The organism is Amycolatopsis sp. NPDC041971 (genome assembly GCF_055588925.1).
The window spans coordinates 1-16,136 of record NZ_JBVJCE010000003.1 but is presented as its reverse complement, the minus strand read 5'-3'; the positions used below and the strand labels follow the sequence as shown (position 1 = coordinate 16,136).

Sequence of the window (16,136 nt, the reverse complement as noted above, 5' to 3'; positions counted from 1 at the left end):
TTGATCGCGACTTCCAGGATGCCGTAAACGCGAACGAAGTGGCGCGGTTTCAGCGATCGAACTGTCCCGGCGCGCGTCCCTCGCCCGCGGGGCCGCGGTACGCCTGCGCGATGTCCAGCCAGTGGTCCGCCAGCGCGCCTTCGGCACGGATGTCGAGGTCGTCGCGGTGACGGCGCCGCGTGACCAGGAGACAGAAGTCCTCCGCGCTCCCGGTGATCCGCTGCCGCGAGTCGTCGGGTCCGAACGTCCATAATTGACCGGACGGCGAGGTGATCTCGAACCGGAATTCCTGCTCCGGCGGGGTCAGGCCCCGCGCCTCGTAGCCGAAGTCCCGCACCCGGACGGCGAATCCGACGAGGTACGCGAGCCGGTCCGTCCGCTCCGGACGCACCCCCAGCGCGTCCGCGACGTCCTGCCCGTGGGCGAACAGTTCCATCATCCCGGCGCAGGCGAGGATCGCCGGCGGCAGCGGGTTGACCAGCCACGGCACGACCTGGTCCGCCGGGACCGCGGCGAGCGCCTTGATGCCGGTGTCCCGTTCGGCGCGCCAGCGGCCGAGCAGGACCTCGTTGGGGTCGCCGAGGTAGTCGTCGAGGGCCGCGTTGACGGCGGCGTCGAACCCGCGCGCCATCGAGCTCTTCATGACTTCGGCGAACTTCTGCGGCTCGCCCGCGGACAACCCGGCGATCTTGAAGATGAAGGAAAGATGCGCGATCTGGTGCTTGACCGACCAGCCCGCCGCGGGCGTCGGCAGCTCCCATCCCGCGTCGTCCAGGCCGGCCACCAGGGCGTCGACCTGTTCGCCCTCCGTGGTGAGGTCCTTGATCACGTTCCGGAAGTCAGTCACCGTGCCGTCCTCTCGCCGTTTCCACCCTTTCGAATGATGCGGACGCGCAGGGCCGTCGTCTTCTCCTGGTGAGCCCGATCGAATTTTCGAACTTGATTCTGGACCCTGGTCCAAGTTCTACCCTCGAATCATGCGAACCGAAGCGACGACGGCGCTGACGGCGTTGACCATGTCCCAGGTGACCGCCCGCGCCGGGGTGCGGCCGGACACCGTGCGTTACTACGAGCGCATCGGCCTTCTGCCCACCCCGGCGCGGACGACCGGGGCGCATCGGCGCTACGACGAGAACGTCATCGACAGGTTGCGGTTCATCCGCGGCACCCAGCGGCTCGGGCTGACGCTGACGGAGATCGGGGACCTGCTGAGCGTGCGCGACACCGGGGTCTGCCCGTGTGAACCCGCCGAAACCATGCTGGAACGCCATCTCGGCGAGATCGAAGCGGAGATGACGCGGCTTGGCGAACTGCACGCCGAACTCACTTCCATGCTGTCCGGGATGTCCGGCGACAAATGCGCCGATCCGGTTCCCGGCGCCTGGTGCCCGCCTGACCGCGAACCCGAGGGAGGAGGTGGATGACCATGCGTAACGACGACTGGTGCGACTGCGACTGCTCCGGCACCGGCTGCTGCTGACCCGCTTCGGCGGGACCGGCCGGGCTTGACGTCACCCGGCCGGCCATCCGAGGTCAGTCCTGCAGGAGCACCGTCCTGCCGATCCGGTCCTTGCAGACTTCGGCCGAATAGGCCATCAGCCCGCCTGCCTGCGCGTCCCTGAACAGCCGCTGGATCGGCGAAGTGCGCAGGAAGCCCGAACCGCCGCCCGCCTTCAGCGCCAACTGGGCGACGTCGCGGGCGATCTCGTTCGCGAGCACCTTCGCCGTCATGGTCGCGGGCAGGAATTCCGGCGAGTTCCGATCCGCCAGCCACGCCATGTTCCGGGAGTACATCCGCGCGGCTTCGAGGCGCGTGTGGACGTCCGCGACTTCGAATTGCAGCCATTGCATTTCGGCGAGCGGCTGCCCGGTCACCGGAATGACACGGCTTCGCGAGTGCGAGATCAGAGCGTCCTCCGCCGCGTCGGCGATCCCCAAGGACAAGAAGGCGAGGCCCGCCGCGATGTGGTTCGGGCGTTGCTCGGCCGAGGGCGGGCACCTGCGGTCTTCCCGCAGGACCGTCCCTTCGAAGGAGACGAGCTGGCTCCTGCTGGCACGCAGTCCCATCGTGTCCCAGATGGGCACGAAGGTCATCGTTTCGTCCGGCGATACACCGAAGAACGTGGGCACGCCGTCGACGAGCGCGTTCACCAGGAAGTGGTCGGCGACCTCGCAGCCGGACACGAACCGCTTGGCACCGGTGAGCCGGTGGCCGCCCTCGGCGGGCTCGGCGATCTGTTGCGGCATCAGGAACATGTTGCCGCTGCTCGGTTCCGACAGCGCGTTGGCGAATCGCTTACCGTCGATAAGTTCCCCGGCGTAGAAGCGGCCAACGTCGGGAGCGGAGAGTCGGGCCAGCCCGACGGCGGCGCCGATGTGCATCACCCAGACGCACGCCGTCGACGAACAAGCGGCGCTGAGGATCCGGACGATCTCGCCGTAGGTCCGATAGCTGAGGTCTTCGCCGCCGAGCCCCGCGGGCAACGTCGCCCTGTCGAGTCCGGTCGCGTGCAACGCGCGGAGGTTGGCGATGGGAAGTTCGGCCGTTTCGTCGAACTCGGCGGCGCTCGCCGCGAAGTCCCTCGCCAGTTCGGTGACGGTTTCGATCCAGTGGCGTTCGTGGGCGGGCGGGGCGAACGGATGGGTCATGACCGCATCATGCCGGAAGGCGAAGGCCTCCCCGAGAATTGGCGATCGGGCGCGAGTGGGAAATCGCGCGGAACCGCGCCTGGGCGAAGTGACCGTGAAGCCCCACATCACCCGGATCTTCGCGAAACTCGACGCGACCAATCGGGTCCAGCTGACGATCTCCGCCTACGAAGCCGGGCTTGTCGCTCCCTGAAGGTCCGTACCGAGCAACCCGGCGGCGACGGTCGCCCAGAACACCACGGCGCCGCCGAAGCCCGGCACGAGCTGCCACGCGGCCGGCCGGCCCGCGATCGCGAGAACGGCGGCCAGCAGGGCGACGAAGCACAACAAAGCGCTCAGCACCAGGAAACGCCGTGAGCCGAACAACTTCGCGAACGGCAGGAAGTGCAGACCGACCACGAACAGCACCCACGCGGGCACGGCTTCGGGAACTTCGAAGACCGCCGAGAGCACCCGCGCCCCGGCGAAGATCCCCACCAGCATGAGCAGCACGGCGATCCCGTATCGCTTGCCGAACGGGCTTTCCTCCCGGCCTCCGCCCGCGGGCAGCCCGGCACCCCGGCGGGCGGTCAGTGCGAGCCAGCCTGCCAGTGCCAGCACCACGACGACACCCACGACGACCAGCGGCGTCGATCCGGCGGATGAGGCGCCGAAGAACCACCACCCCGCGCCGAATCCCACGCCGATCGCGGAACTGATCAGCAACGTGATCAGCTGCCCTTTGGTGAACTGTCCGTCCGTCATCGCTTTCGGGTCTCCTCCTCCCCCCGGCGAAACAGTACCTGTGGGACTACACGAGTCCGGAGAGGACGGCGGCCGCCTCCTTCGGGTGGATGAGAAAACGGACGTGGCTGCTCACGAGCGAGCGCACGTCGGTCGGGTTGTCCGGGGTGAGCGCGTCGGCCTCCTTGATGAAGCGGTCCTGCAGCGCGAGCGGCATCGACCGGTCCTCGGTGAGCCTGAGGTAGGTGCGTGGGATCCGGCCCCAGGTGGCGGCGTCGGCGCGCTCGGTGCCGGCGTCGAGGCTCTCGTCCGGCTCAAGAGTGTTGAGGTAGGCGAAGAACTCCTGCTCGGTCCCGTCTTCGAGCATCGCGGTCTTCAACGCGGCCAGCAGCACGGGATCGGCGGTTCGCCAGTTCATCCGGAGCGCGCCGAGCGCGGCGGGATCGGCGACGACGACCCCGCCGACGTCGTTGAGCGCGCTGGTCGCGTACTCGGGCCCCTGCATGTACTCGCCGATCGTCGCGTCGACGCAGCACCACGCGGAGATGTAGACGATCCGGTCGATCAATTCCGGGACGGCGTTGCCGACCCCGGTGAGTGTGAGCCCGCCGCGGCTGTGCCCGACCAGGATGACCGGCCCGTGCTCGGCGACCTTGCGTACGACCTCCACCACCTGTTCGATGGCTTCGGCCAGCGTGGCACCTGCCTGGTTCGACGGCGCCGTGGCCAGCGCTTCGAGGTCTTGCGGCGCCTGGTAAGCGGCGTGGAAACCGGCGCCGAACCCGTGTCCGGGGAGGTCGACGGCCAGCGTGCGGTGGCCGAGCAGGGCGAGCTCGCGTTGCAGCGGGCCCCAGGTGAACGAGGCACTGCTGGAACCGTGTACGAAAACGTAGGTCGGAGTCACGGCTCGTATCCTGGCATCCCGGCTTCGAGTCCCCGCGGACGTGGACGTCCACGGTCCGCCCGTTACCGCCGGACAGCGGCACCATCAGTGTGAGGTGGTCGAAGACGCGGTCGGGCTTCCGGTTCAGGAACAGCAGGAGGTCGAACTCCAGGCTGACAGTATCCTCAAAGGACGCAGCAGGCGCGCGGTGATCGCGGTCGTAGGTGGCTCCGCCGGTCAGGCCGGTGGTCATGCCGGCAGCCGGCGGTCCGCGCGGACCAGGACGTCCACAAGGCGGAACGGCGAACGGCGAGGGCGTCCGCCTGAACCGGACGGAAATGAGCGAAATCGCCGTGACGCGAGGATCCGACGACCTTGGCGGGGTACGGCTGGCTGTGCCCCGGACGGGGATCGAACCCGCACTGGGTCGATTTTAAGTCGACTGCCTCTGCCAGTTGGGCTACCGGGGCACCGACAGCCTAAGGGATGCCCCGGCCCTGAACGCCGTGAAGGCCTCCTTCCCTACCTTGAGCGTAGGGAAGGAGGCCTGCACGGACCTCCGGACTCAGGACTTCGACAGCCGGTCGAATTCCTCGCGCGGGTTGTTGATCTGGCCGAGCGAGATGACCTCGCGCCGGAACAGGCCACCGAGCATCCAGTCGAACAGGATGCGGATCTTGCGGTTCCACGTCGGCATCGCCTTGAGGTGGTACGCGCGGTGGAAGAGCCAGGCCGGGAAGCCCTTGATCTTCAGGTTCAGCGCGTCGGCGACACCCTTGTGCAGGCCGAGGCTGGCCACCGCGCCCAGGTTCTTGTGGTAGTAGTCCTTCGGCTTGCCGCCGCGGATCACCTTGATGATGTTCTTCGCCAGCAGGCGCGCCTGGCGAACGGCGTGCTGCGCGTTCGGCGGGCAGGTCGCGGTCGGGTCCTGTTCGGTGCGCGAGAGGTCCGGCACGGCGGCGTTGTCCCCGGCGGTCCAGACGTCGGGGTGCCCGACGACCTGCATCGCGGCGGTGGCCTCGACGCGGCCGCGCTTGTCCAGCGGCAGATCCGAGCTGGCGAGCACCGGGTTCGCCTTCACGCCGGCGGTCCAGATGATCGTGTCGGTGTCGAACTCGGTGCCGTCCGAAAGCACGACGTGACCGTTTTCGAACGACTTCGCCGCTGTCGACAAATAGACTTCGATGCCGCGCTTCTCGAGCTGCTCGACGGTGTACACACCGAGTGTCTCGCGCACCTCGGGGAGGATCCGCCCGGCCGCCTCGACGAGCACCCAACGGATGTCCTCGACTTTGAGGTTCGGGTAGTAGTTCTCCACCGCGAAGCGGGTCATGTCCTCGAGTTCGGCGAGCGCCTCGATACCGGCGAACCCGCCGCCGACGACGGTGAACGTCAGCAGGCGTTTGCGCTGCTCGGGATCGAGCGTGCTGGCGGCCTCGTCCAGCTTCGTCATGACGTGGTTGCGCAGGTAGATCGCCTCACCGATGGTCTTGAAGGCGATACCTTCCTCGACCAGGCCCGGGATCGGCAGGATGCGCGCGACGGCACCGAGCGCGACCACGAGGACGTCGTAGTTCAGCTGCTCGACGTGCCCGTCGGCGGCCTCGACCGTCACGGCTTTGCGGTCGTGCTCGATCTTCGTCACGCGCGCGGTGAGCACGTGGCAGCGCTTGAGCACGCGCCTCAGCGGCACGACCACGTGCCGCGGTTCGATCGCACCGGCCGCCGCCTCGGGCAGGAAGGGGGCATAGGTCATGTGCGGCTGCGGGTCAACGACCGTCACGGACGCTTCGTTGGCCCGGAGCATCTTCTGGAGCCCGTACGCCGTGTAGAGCCCGACGTATCCACCACCAAGGACGAGGATCCGTGTCGGTTCCGACTTAACACCAGCCATATACCTATAGTCGCACCCATCTGCTGAGATCGCTCGTAGACCCCATCCGGCTGTGACCAGCGTCGCCACGCCTTCCGGACCGATTCAGTTCAGGCCGGCCACCGAGGTCGCGGAGGCCAGGACGTCGCACACCATGTCAAGGGTCAGGCGACCGGTCTGGACATTGCGCTGCGACACGTGATAACAGCCGAAAAGGCGCAGGTCGCCGAGGTCCACTTCGACTCCGTGGCCGAACTTCGGGCGTGGCGCGGGCACCGGCCAGCCCGCCTCCGCGAGCACCGGCAACAGCGCCTGCCAGCCGAAGGCGCCGAGCACCACGACGGCCTTCAGCGTCGGCCGTAGTAACGCCAGCTCGGCCGCGAGCCAGGATCGGCAGGTTTCCCGTTCCTCAGGTGTGGGCTTGTTGGCGGGTGGGGCGCATCTCACCGGGGAGACCATCCGGGTTCCCCGAAGCTCAAGTCCGTCACCGATATGGGTGGACGTGGGCTGTGACGCGACCCCGACCCGGTGAAGTGCTTTGAAGAGAACGTCCCCGGAAGGGTCACCGGTGAACATGCGGCCGGTTCGGTTCGCACCATGTGCCGAAGGAGCCAAGCCGACAATCGCCAACGACGCGTCCGGCGGGCCGAAACCGGGCACCGGCCTGGCCCAGTACGTCTCGCCGGCGAAGGCCGCGCGTTTGACCACGGCGATCTCCTCGCGCCACGCGACCAGCCGCGGGCAGGCGCGGCAGCCGCTGACCTCGGCGTCGAGTTCGGCGAGGGAGTGGAACCTCACAACGTCTCCTTCAACGCGTCGCGGGCGAGACGATCGGCGTGCCGGGTCGTCTCCGGCTGACGGAACGAGGGACACAGCCGCAGCACCTGGCGGCACGCGTTGTCCAGCGAGATCTTGTGGCCGACGGAGACGTAAACGGGTTTCACGCCATCTTGGGTGCGCAGGACGGCGCCGACGACCTCGCCGTCGTCCAGCAAGGGCGCCCGCGAGCCGCGTTCCGCGCCGGGTTCGTCGTGTTCGCCGACGAACCGGGTCTTGCCCACCCCGATGGACGGCAAGCCGGTCACGACACCGACATGGCACGCGAGCCCGAACCGGCGCGGATGCGCCAGGCCGTGCCCGTCGCAGACCAAGAGGTCCGGGACGTGGTCGAGCGCGCGGAGAGCGTCGAGCAGCGGGGGCAGCTCACGGAAGGCGAAAAGGCCCGGTTCGTACGGGAACGAAACCCGGGAAACGACGGTTCGTTTTTCCACGACGCGGAACCCGGACGTTTCGAGGGTGACCGCGGCGGCGGCGATGAGGTCACTGCCCTCGTCGTAGGCGACGTCGAGTCCGGTGACGGTGACGATCTCCTGTGGACAACGGTCCTCGAGATCGACCAGGCCACGCAGGGTTTCCTGGATCTCGATCGCCTGCCAAGCGGTGCTCGGGCGATCATGCGCCGTGACGATGTCCACTCCTACAGACTGCCAGTAAGTTGGGGGCATGCCGGACACCAATCCCGATTCGAACACGGCCACCGACGAGAAGGACACCCCGTCGGTGGAAACCAAGGCCGAGCCGACCGACGACCTGGTCACCACGAAGCACACGCTGACGCTCAAGCGCAAGAAGCTCGCCTACACGGCCCAGACCGGGCGGATCGTGCTGCGGAAGGAGGTCATCACCGACGGCAAGTCCGAGGGCTACCAGGCCAAGGCCGAGGTGTTCGTGACCTCCTACACGCTCGACGACGCGGAGCCCGGCTCGCGCCCTGTCACGTTCGCGTTCAACGGCGGGCCCGGCTCGGCGAGCGTCTGGCTGCACATGGGCCTGCTCGGCCCGCGCCGCGTCCTTTCGGGTGATGTCGACGACCCGGTCGCGCCGCCCTATGGGCTGACCGACAACCAGGAAACCCTGCTGGCGCACAGCGACCTGGTGTTCATCGACCCGGTGTCGACCGGCTATTCACGCGCCGTGGACGGCGAGGCGGCCAAGGAATACCACGGGTACACCGCCGACATCGAATCCATCGGCGAGGTCATCCGGCTGTGGGTCTCGCGCAAACAGCGCTGGCTGTCGCCGAAGTTCCTGGCGGGCGAGTCTTACGGCACGCTGCGCGCGGCCGGGCTGGCGGCTCATCTGCAGGAACGCCACGGGATGTACCTCAACGGGCTCCTGCTGATCTCGTCCGTGCTGGATCTGGGCACCCTGCGGTTCACCGAGGGCAACGACCTGCCGTATTCGCTCTACGTGCCGACGTACGCGGCGATCGCGCACTACCACGGACTTCACGGCGACCGGCCGCTCGACGACGTCCTCGCCGACGCCGAGGACTTCGCGGCCAAGGAACTCCCCTGGGCCCTCGCACGCGGCGCGCGTCTGTCCACACAGGACCGTGCGGAAGCCGTGGCGACGCTCGCTTCCCTGACCGGACTCAGCGAGTCCTATGTGGACCGGGTCAACCTGCGGATCGAGCACGTGCGGTACTTCACGGAACTTTTGCGGGACAAGGGCCTCGTCGTCGGCAGGATGGACGGCCGGTTCACCACCTGGGAACCCGACGGCGGCCGCGAGCACATGAGCGACGACCCGTCGATCTCGCGGATCATCGGCGCCTACACCGGCGGGCTGAACCATTACGTTCGCGCCGAACTCGGCTACGAGAACGACCTGCCGTACGAGGTCCTGTCGACGGACGTCTTCAAGGCCTGGTCGTACTCCGACTTCGAGGGCCGCTCGGTGTCCTCTGTGGACTCGCTCGCTTCGGCCATGCGGGCGAACCCGCACCTGCGGGTGCATGTCGCCTTCGGTCACTACGATGGCGCTACGCCGTACTTCGCTTCGGAGCATGTGCTGGCGCGCCTTCAGATCCCGGAGGAACTGCGGGAGAACATCGACACGGCGTACTACCCGGCGGGGCACATGATGTACGTGCACGAGGAGTCGCGGGTGCGGCAGGCGAAGGACCTGGCGAAGTTCATCAAGACCGCCTCGGGGAAGTAGTCCCTCTCGCGCCCTTCGGTACGCCCTCAGACGCTATGAACGGTCCGTTACTTGCAAATTTCGCAAGTAACGGACCGTTCATAGCGTTCCGGGGACGCGTTCTGTCGGTTCTCCGGTTCACCATGTCGGCATGTACCTATCAAGAGCTCCGCTCACGGACTCATACCTACGTCAACACAGTCGACACGGCGTCATCCGCGTGGCGACCCTGGAGAAACTAGGAGTCACGCAAAGCACGTCGTATCGAAGATGCCAGCCTGGTGGAAGGTGGACCCACCTGCTACCAGGCATCGTCCTTCTCTCGAAGGAACAACCGACCGCACGGCAACGAGTGGAAGCCGCGTTGATGCTCGCCGACTACCGGGGGATCATCACCGGCTTCGAGGCAGCGCGACGATACGGACTACGACAATCGGGCCCGCACGGGACAGTCCATGTACTCATCCCCGAACAGCGCAAAGTACGAAGCGTCAGGTTCGCGATCATCGAGAGAACGATCGCCATGCCTGAACGTCGCGTGATCGAAGGGGTACCGCTGGCAGCGCCGGCTCGAGCGGTCTTGGACGGGGTCAGGCGCATTCGAGACCTCGACCCGGTTCGGGCTCTGCTCATCGAAGCCGTAGAGGCGGGCCTTTGTACCGTGGACGAATTGAGTGCCGAACTCGAGTCCGGCAGCAGGCGAGGTACGGCGCTTCCTCGCGCCGTACTCAGAGAACTCGCGGCCGATGTCAAGTCGGTCCCGGAAGCAGAGGCGCTGGCGATCTGGAAGAAGGCGGGGCTGCCGTCCGCCGAGAGGAACGTCAGGATCTACGACGCTTCCGGCAACTACATCGGCAAGCCCGACTCGTGGTGTGATGAGCTCGCCATGGCATGGGAAATCGATTCGTATGCCTACCACTTCGGCAGGGACGCCTACCAGAAAACCCTCCACCGCAACAATCGGTACGCGGCCGCTGGGATCGTCGTCGTGCAGACCTTGCCGTCCCGGATCCGCGACGAACCGGACAAGGTCATCGCCGAACTCCGTGGTGCGGCCGACGCAGCGGCACAGCGTCCGAGACCGGTCATCACCGTGGTCCGTTCCGATCGAGCCGCCTGACAGTCCGCCCCGCGATGCTATGAACGGTCCGTTACTTGCAAATTTCGCAAGTAACGGACCGTTCATAGCACTCAAGAACCGAAAGATCAGCCTCGCAGGTACTGCGAACCCCGCGTAACGGCCGACCAGGCGTCCACGGCTCCGTGACCGTAGAAGCCGTTGAACGAAGCGTCACCGGCGCAGGTCGCGGTGAACGACGCGTCCCGGCCCTCGTCGAGGTAGTCGACGGTGCGCGGCACCGGGCAGGCGATGTCCGAAGCCGTGCCTTCGAGCACCCGCTGCACGGCGTCCGGGTTCATTCCGAAGTCGCGCGAACCCTTGCCGTACTGCGAAACGATGAGCGCCGCGACACCCGCCGCGTGCGGCGACGCCATCGACGTGCCTTGCAGCCACTGGTAGTAGCCGACGCGGCCGTCGGCGGCGGTCGCCTTCTTGATGCCGGCGGTGACACCGGCGGGGGTGATGTTCCCGGCGGCGTCGATGGTGCCTTCCTCGACGCCGACGTTGCGCGGGTACGTCGAGAGGATCTGGTTCTCGAGCGTGCGGTACCACGGGGTGCCGAAGTAGTCACGGAAGTAGCCGCCGGGCGCGGAGACCGAGATCTGCTCGACGCCGTAGTTCGAGTAGTCCGCCTTCGCCTGCGAAGGGCCGAAGGACGAGACGCCGATCGTGTGCGGGCCTTCGATGGGCAGCGAGAGGCAGCTCGCGTTGTCGATCTGCCGCGGGTGCGCGCTGTTCGACGGGTAGCCGGGGCTCGACGCGTCCGGCTGCGGGGCGGCGAGGTCGCTGTGCTGGTTGCCCAGCGAGACGACCTGGGTGACGCCCTTGCGGTGCGCGTAGTTCAGCGCGCGGGTCGTCGCCTCGATGATGGTGCGCTGCTCGGCCTGCTGCGCGGGCGTGTCCGCGGGGTTCGCGGCGCAGTTGTACAACCACGGGTCCGTGAAGAAGCTCATGTTGACGACGTCCACACCGGCGTCGCCCGCGTAGGTGATCGCGTCCACGGTCGACTGCAGGAAGAAGAGGCCCGAGTCCTGCCCGGCGCGGATGTTCACCAGCGTCACGTTCGGCGCGACACCCGAGACACCGAACCCGTTCGCGGCGGCGCCGATGGTGCCGGCGACGTGCGTGCCGTGCCCGTTGCCGTCATGGTCCGCCGGGTCGACACAGCCGCGATATTCACACGGTCCGTCGACCACGACGCCGTTGACGTCGGAGACGATGTCCTTCGTGAAGTTCCGCGACGCCGCGCGGTCGAAGTTCGGCGCGATGTCCGGATGGTTTCCGTCGACGCCGGTGTCGATGACGCCGACCTTCACGCGCTTGTCACCCGGCTGCTTGGTACGCGAAAGATCCGAGCGGACGGACTTGAGTCCCCAGAGCTGATCGTCGAGCGGGTCCATGCCGACGGCTTGCGCTTGCGCCGGCTTCTTGGGCGCCACGGCCGCGGCGCCGCGACCCTCCTTCTCGACGACGCTCGGTTTGACCTTCGCCTTGCCGTTCTTCGGCGCGGTGCCGATCGACTTCGCTTTGGCCGCACCGAAGACCGAGCGGTCCGCGGCGACCCGTTCGGCGAAACCGTTGGCGGGCGCGGTCGCGGTGATCAGGCCGACCGCGGCGTTGCTCGCCACGACGGTGCCCCCGGCGGCGCGGATCGCCTTCTCGACCGAAGCGACATCGTATGCATCGACACCGCGACCTTCACGGACCAGAACGGAGAATTCGGCGGCGGCACCGGAAAGCTGTGGTTGCGCGGACGCCACCGGCGCGGCGACGATTGCACCGAACAGCGGTACCGCCAGCGCGATGGCGAGAGATCTGGGCTTTTTCACTTCCTGCCTCCTGAAGAAAACTATTCGTGCAAACTACGTCAGCGTTCTCTTCTTATCAACGAAGTCCATACGAAAGTCAGGGGACGACTGTTTTCTCCTCCGCGAAATGACAGGCCGACAAATGCCCGCCGGATCGCGTGATCAATTCGGGTTCTTGATCGGCGCAAATGTCCTGCGCCTTCCAGCACCGCGTGCGGAACCGGCAGCCCGACGGCGGGTCCAGCGGGCTCGGCACGTCGCCTTCCAGGCGGATCACCTGCCGCTGCCCGCGCAACGCCGGATTCGCGACCGGCACCGCGGACAGCAACGCCTGCGTGTAGGGATGCGACGGATGCTCGTAGATCTCCTCCTCCGTCCCCATTTCCACGATCTTGCCGAGATACATCACCGCCACGCGTGTGGAAAGGTGACGGACAACGGACAGGTCGTGTGCGATGAAAACATAGGAAAGGCCGAATTCCTTCTGCAGTTCACCGAGCAGGTTCATCACCTGCGCCTGAATCGAAACGTCCAGCGCGGAAACCGGTTCGTCGCAGATGATCACCTTCGGCCGCAACGCCAGCGCCCGCGCGATCCCGATGCGCTGGCGCTGGCCACCGGAGAACTGGTGCGGATAACGGTTGATGTGCTCGGGATTCAGCCCGACGACGTCGAGCAGCTCCCGCACCTTCGCCGCCCGCGATCCCTTCGGCGCCACCTCGGTGTGGATCTCGAAAGGTTCACCGATGATGTCGCCGACCGTCATCCTCGGGTTCAGCGAGGTGTACGGATCCTGCAGCACGATCTGGATCTCACGCCGCAACTTCCGGAGTTCGGCTCCCCGCAACGCGAAGATGTCACGGCCCTCGAAGGTCGTGAGGCCGCCCGTGGGTTCCTCCAGCCGCATCAGCACCTGGGCCAGCGTGGACTTGCCGCAGCCGGACTCGCCCACGACGCCCAGTGTTTCCCCCGGCATGAGGTCGAAGGAGACGCCGTCGACGGCCTTCACCTGCCCGATGGCGCGTTTGAAAAGTACCCCGGCTCGCACCGGGAAGTACTTCACCAGGTTCTCGACCCGCAGAATGGGTTCAGACACGACCGCTCACCACCTCGTCGGCGAAGTGGCAGGCACTGACCCGGCCGAAGCCGAGGTTGCGCAGGGCGGGCCGTTCGGTCTCGCACCGGCTCTCCGCCCGCGGGCAGCGCGGGTGGAACGGACAGCCGGGCGGCACGTTCAGCAGGCTCGGCGGCAGCCCCTTGATGGTCTCCAGCGTCTGTCCTTTGAGGTCGAGCCGCGGCAGCGAGGCCATCAGCGCCTCGGTGTAGGGATGCCCCGGCGAGCGGAACAATTCGGCGACGTCGGCCTGTTCGACGATCCGGCCCGCGTACATCACGGCGATCCGGTCGGCGACCTCGGCGACCACCGCGAGGTCGTGCGTGATGAGGATCAGCCCCATCCGCCGTTCGGCCTGGATCTCCGCCAGCAGGTCCATGATCTGGGCCTGCACGGTGACGTCGAGCGCGGTCGTCGGCTCGTCCGCGATCAGCAGATCGGGGTCGAGCGCGAGCGACATGGCGATCATCGCGCGCTGCCGCATCCCGCCCGAGAACTGGTGCGGGTACTCGCGGACCCGGCGGGCGGCGGCGGGGATGCGCACGGTGTCGAGCAGTTCGATCGCCCGCCTGCGCGCGTCCTTTTTGGACATCCCGAGCCGGACCCGCAGCTGTTCCTCGATCTGGAATCCCACGGTGAAGACGGGATTCAACGCCGACAGCGCGTCCTGGAAGATCATCGCGATCTCCCCGCCCCGGACTTCACGCCGCCGCTCTTCGGTGGCCGTGAGCAGATCCTCGCCGCGGTAACGGACGGCGCCGCCGGTGACGAAGGCGGGCGGGCTGTCGAGAATGCCCATCACCGTCTGCGCGGTCACACTCTTGCCGGACCCCGATTCTCCCAGCACGGCGAGGGTTTCCCCGGCGTGCACGGCGTAGTCGACGCCGTTGAGCACGGTCGCGACGCCGTCGGACGTGCGGAACTCGACGTGGAGATCTTCCACCTCTAGCAGCAATTCGTCGGTCACAGCCGCTCACCGGGCCTTCGGGTCGAGCGCGTCGCGGATCCCGTCACCGAGCATGACGAACGCGAGCACGGTGATGGTGACGAAACCGGCGGGGAACAACAGCATGTGCGGGTTCACCCGGAAGTAGTCCCGCGCGTCGCTGATCATCACGCCCCACGAGACGACCGGCGGCCGTACGCCGACCCCGAGGTACGCCAGCGTCGCTTCCGCGCCGATGAACGCGCCGAGCGCGATGGTCCCGTAGACCAGCACCGGCGCGACCGTGTTGGGCAGCAGATGCCGGAACACGATGCGCGGCGTGCTCGCGCCGAGTCCACGCGCGGCCTTGACGTAGTCGAGTTGCTTGGCCACGAGCGTCGCCGACCGCATGATGCGCATCGCCACCGGCCAGCTCAGCGCGGCGATCGAAACGACCACCTGCACGATGATGGTGACCGCGCTGGGGTTCGAGCCGGGCGCGTTGAAGGTGGTCAGGATGACGATCGCGCCGAGCACGAACGGCAGCGCCGCGAAGATGTCGCCCACCCGCGAAAACAGGCTGTCGACGAGGCGGCCGTAGTACCCGGCGACGATTCCGACCACCGAGCCGATCAGGATCGTCAGCACCGTCGCGAAGACACCGACCAGCAGCGACGCCCGCGCGCCGTGGATGGTCCGCGCGTAGACGTCGTAACCCTGGTTGTCGTAACCGAACCAGGCGTCCGCGGACGGGCCTTCGTTGGCGTGGAGCAGATCGCTGAACCCGGCGGGCCGGGAACTGAACAGGTCGGGCGCGATCGCGATGAGCACGACGAGCACGATGATGACGGCGGAGATGATGAACGACGGCCGTTTGCGCAACATCCGCCAGGCGTCGCCACCGAGGCTGCGCGGTTTGTGCGCCACCGCGGAATCGTCGGCGACTCCGGCGCCGGCGACGTCCACAGAGGACACACCGCCCGCCACATGGGGGTCAGTCATAACGGATCCTCGGGTCGAGAACGGCGTAGAGCAGGTCGACGGTGAGACTCACCAGCAGGTACACCATCACCAGCAGGACGACGACGCCGGTGACGGTGGCGCCCTCCCGGTTCTGGATACCGCGGAAGATGAGCCCGCCGATGCCGTTGATGTTGAACACGCCTTCGGTGACGATGGCCCCGCCCATGAGCGCGCCGATGTCGGTGCCGATGAAGGTCAGCACCGGGATCACCGAGTTCCGGAGCAGGTGCACGCCGACGACGCGGCTGCGCGGCTGTCCTTTCGCGACGGCCGTGCGGACGTAGTCGGCGTGCCGGTTTTCGGCGATGCTCGCTCTGGTCAATCGGGCGATGTAAGCCATGGAAAGGCTGCCGAGCGCGATTCCCGGCACGATCAGTTCACCGATCGTGGCGTCCTCGGAGACGCTCGCGTCGATGATGCCCAGCTCCGAACCGAGAACGATCTGGAGCACGATCGCGGTGACGAACACCGGGATCGAGATCAGGAACGTGGTGGACATCAGCACGAGGTTGTCGAGGAAACCCTTGCCGCGCAGGCCGGTCAGGATACCGGCGGACAGCCCGATGATCGCTTCGATGGCCACCGCGATGAGGGCGAGCCGGACGGTCACCGGATAGGCGTTCCCGATCAGTTCGCCGACCGAGACGCCGTTGAAGGTCTCGCCCCAGTCGCCGGTGAACAGGTTGCCGAGGTATTTGAAGTACTGGACGAAGATCGAATCGTCGAGGTTGAACTTCGCGGTCATCATCTCGATGTAGGCGGGCGGGCAGGCGACCTGACCGCATTTGCCGGCGAACGGGTCACCGGGCACCGCCCACACGAGGGCGTAGATGAGGAACGTCGTGCCGAAGAAGACCGGGATGAGTTGGAGTAGGCGTCGGAGGATGTACTGGGACATGGGCGTGCCGTCCTGGGGATCGCGTGGCGGGAGCTGTGGGGCCGGCGGGGGGGGGGGGGGGGGGGGGGGGGGGGGGGGGGGGGGGAGGAGGGGGGGGGAGAGGAACCAACAACATACACGCCACAACCACCCCAAACC

At 67.1% G+C, this 16,136-nt stretch carries 16 protein-coding genes and 1 tRNA gene; 4 read left to right on the top strand and 13 right to left on the bottom strand.

Going from position 1 to position 16,136, the window contains the following annotated elements; translation table 11 throughout:
• Positions 1 to 49: 49 nt before the first annotated feature.
• Positions 50 to 847: a TIGR03084 family metal-binding protein gene (locus ACZ6DT_RS08365; RefSeq protein WP_465590653.1), complete on the bottom strand. Its 798-nt coding sequence runs from the start codon at positions 845 to 847 to the stop codon at positions 50 to 52.
• 130 nt (positions 848 to 977) lie between these two features.
• On the opposite strand from ACZ6DT_RS08365, the gene ACZ6DT_RS08360 reads away from it, so the two are divergent.
• Positions 978 to 1,424: a MerR family transcriptional regulator gene (locus tag ACZ6DT_RS08360; RefSeq protein ID WP_465590651.1), complete on the top strand. Its 447-nt coding sequence runs from the start codon at positions 978 to 980 to the stop codon at positions 1,422 to 1,424.
• A gap of 109 nt (positions 1,425 to 1,533) precedes the next feature.
• Here ACZ6DT_RS08360 and ACZ6DT_RS08355 read toward each other — a convergent pair whose 3' ends face one another.
• Entirely contained in the window at positions 1,534 to 2,649 is a 1,116-nt protein-coding gene (locus tag ACZ6DT_RS08355) for an acyl-CoA dehydrogenase family protein (protein ID WP_465590648.1), read from the bottom strand.
• Between the two features lie 88 nt (positions 2,650 to 2,737).
• Between ACZ6DT_RS08355 and ACZ6DT_RS08350 the strand changes: the two genes are divergently transcribed.
• Positions 2,738 to 2,842, top strand: a complete 105-nt coding sequence (locus ACZ6DT_RS08350) for a LuxR C-terminal-related transcriptional regulator (RefSeq protein WP_465590645.1) — start codon at positions 2,738 to 2,740, stop codon at positions 2,840 to 2,842.
• Here ACZ6DT_RS08350 and ACZ6DT_RS08345 read toward each other — a convergent pair.
• The 6 genes from ACZ6DT_RS08345 to nfi all read right to left on the bottom strand — a co-directional run bounded on the left by ACZ6DT_RS08345 (position 2,815) and on the right by nfi (position 7,603).
• Positions 2,815 to 3,393, bottom strand: a complete 579-nt coding sequence (locus ACZ6DT_RS08345) for a DUF7010 family protein (RefSeq protein WP_465590643.1) — start codon at positions 3,391 to 3,393, stop codon at positions 2,815 to 2,817. The two genes, ACZ6DT_RS08350 and ACZ6DT_RS08345, sit on opposite strands and share 28 nt — an antisense overlap.
• A 46-nt stretch (positions 3,394 to 3,439) precedes the next feature.
• Positions 3,440 to 4,276, bottom strand: a complete 837-nt coding sequence (locus tag ACZ6DT_RS08340) for an alpha/beta fold hydrolase (RefSeq protein WP_465590640.1) — start codon at positions 4,274 to 4,276, stop codon at positions 3,440 to 3,442.
• Positions 4,277 to 4,651: 375 nt separating this feature from the next.
• Positions 4,652 to 4,725, bottom strand: a tRNA-Leu gene (locus tag ACZ6DT_RS08335).
• A gap of 95 nt (positions 4,726 to 4,820) precedes the next feature.
• Positions 4,821 to 6,149, bottom strand: coding sequence for an NAD(P)/FAD-dependent oxidoreductase (locus ACZ6DT_RS08330; protein WP_409490579.1), 1,329 nt, complete (start codon positions 6,147 to 6,149; stop codon positions 4,821 to 4,823).
• 84 nt (positions 6,150 to 6,233) lie between these two features.
• Positions 6,234 to 6,926, bottom strand: a complete 693-nt coding sequence (locus ACZ6DT_RS08325) for a uracil-DNA glycosylase (protein ID WP_465590637.1) — start codon at positions 6,924 to 6,926, stop codon at positions 6,234 to 6,236.
• Positions 6,923 to 7,603 (bottom strand): deoxyribonuclease V, encoded by a 681-nt coding sequence (gene nfi / locus ACZ6DT_RS08320; protein ID WP_465590634.1) that lies wholly within the window; start codon positions 7,601 to 7,603, stop codon positions 6,923 to 6,925. The genes ACZ6DT_RS08325 and nfi overlap by 4 nt, the downstream gene beginning before the upstream one ends.
• 28 nt (positions 7,604 to 7,631) lie before the next feature.
• Between nfi and ACZ6DT_RS08315 the strand changes: the two genes are divergently transcribed.
• Together ACZ6DT_RS08315 and ACZ6DT_RS08310 are read left to right on the top strand one after the other, a co-directional pair.
• Positions 7,632 to 9,131 (top strand): S10 family peptidase, encoded by a 1,500-nt coding sequence (locus ACZ6DT_RS08315; protein ID WP_465590631.1) that lies wholly within the window; start codon positions 7,632 to 7,634, stop codon positions 9,129 to 9,131.
• A 649-nt stretch (positions 9,132 to 9,780) separates the two neighbouring features.
• Positions 9,781 to 10,230 (top strand): hypothetical protein, encoded by a 450-nt coding sequence (locus tag ACZ6DT_RS08310; RefSeq protein ID WP_465590628.1) that lies wholly within the window; start codon positions 9,781 to 9,783, stop codon positions 10,228 to 10,230.
• 86 nt (positions 10,231 to 10,316) lie between these two features.
• Here the strand turns inward: ACZ6DT_RS08310 and ACZ6DT_RS08305 are convergent, their stop codons facing one another.
• The 5 genes from ACZ6DT_RS08305 to ACZ6DT_RS08285 all read right to left on the bottom strand — a co-directional run bounded on the left by ACZ6DT_RS08305 (position 10,317) and on the right by ACZ6DT_RS08285 (position 15,998).
• Entirely contained in the window at positions 10,317 to 12,059 is a 1,743-nt protein-coding gene (locus ACZ6DT_RS08305) for a S8 family serine peptidase (protein ID WP_465590625.1), read from the bottom strand.
• A 76-nt stretch (positions 12,060 to 12,135) separates the two neighbouring features.
• Entirely contained in the window at positions 12,136 to 13,134 is a 999-nt protein-coding gene (locus ACZ6DT_RS08300; protein WP_465590622.1) for an ABC transporter ATP-binding protein, read from the bottom strand.
• Complete coding sequence (locus tag ACZ6DT_RS08295) at positions 13,127 to 14,119, bottom strand: ABC transporter ATP-binding protein (protein ID WP_465590619.1); 993 nt, start codon at positions 14,117 to 14,119, stop codon at positions 13,127 to 13,129. The genes ACZ6DT_RS08300 and ACZ6DT_RS08295 overlap by 8 nt, the downstream gene beginning before the upstream one ends.
• 6 nt (positions 14,120 to 14,125) lie before the next feature.
• Positions 14,126 to 15,079, bottom strand: coding sequence for an ABC transporter permease (locus ACZ6DT_RS08290; protein ID WP_465590616.1), 954 nt, complete (start codon positions 15,077 to 15,079; stop codon positions 14,126 to 14,128).
• Positions 15,072 to 15,998, bottom strand: a complete 927-nt coding sequence (locus ACZ6DT_RS08285; RefSeq protein WP_465590614.1) for an ABC transporter permease — start codon at positions 15,996 to 15,998, stop codon at positions 15,072 to 15,074. Before ACZ6DT_RS08285 ends, ACZ6DT_RS08290 begins: the two co-directional genes overlap by 8 nt.
• Between the last annotated feature and the right edge of the window lie 138 nt (positions 15,999 to 16,136).

Coding starts and splice junctions, on each gene's coding strand:
- ACZ6DT_RS08360 (WP_465590651.1), top strand. CDS start 978: ATGCGAACCGAAGCGACGACGGCGCTGACGGCGTTGACCATGTCCCAG.
- ACZ6DT_RS08355 (WP_465590648.1), bottom strand. CDS start 2,649: ATGACCCATCCGTTCGCCCCGCCCGCCCACGAACGCCACTGGATCGAA.
- ACZ6DT_RS08345 (WP_465590643.1), bottom strand. CDS start 3,393: ATGACGGACGGACAGTTCACCAAAGGGCAGCTGATCACGTTGCTGATC.
- ACZ6DT_RS08330 (WP_409490579.1), bottom strand. CDS start 6,149: ATGGCTGGTGTTAAGTCGGAACCGACACGGATCCTCGTCCTTGGTGGT.
- ACZ6DT_RS08315 (WP_465590631.1), top strand. CDS start 7,632: ATGCCGGACACCAATCCCGATTCGAACACGGCCACCGACGAGAAGGAC.
- ACZ6DT_RS08290 (WP_465590616.1), bottom strand. CDS start 15,079: ATGACTGACCCCCATGTGGCGGGCGGTGTGTCCTCTGTGGACGTCGCC.
- ACZ6DT_RS08285 (WP_465590614.1), bottom strand. CDS start 15,998: ATGTCCCAGTACATCCTCCGACGCCTACTCCAACTCATCCCGGTCTTC.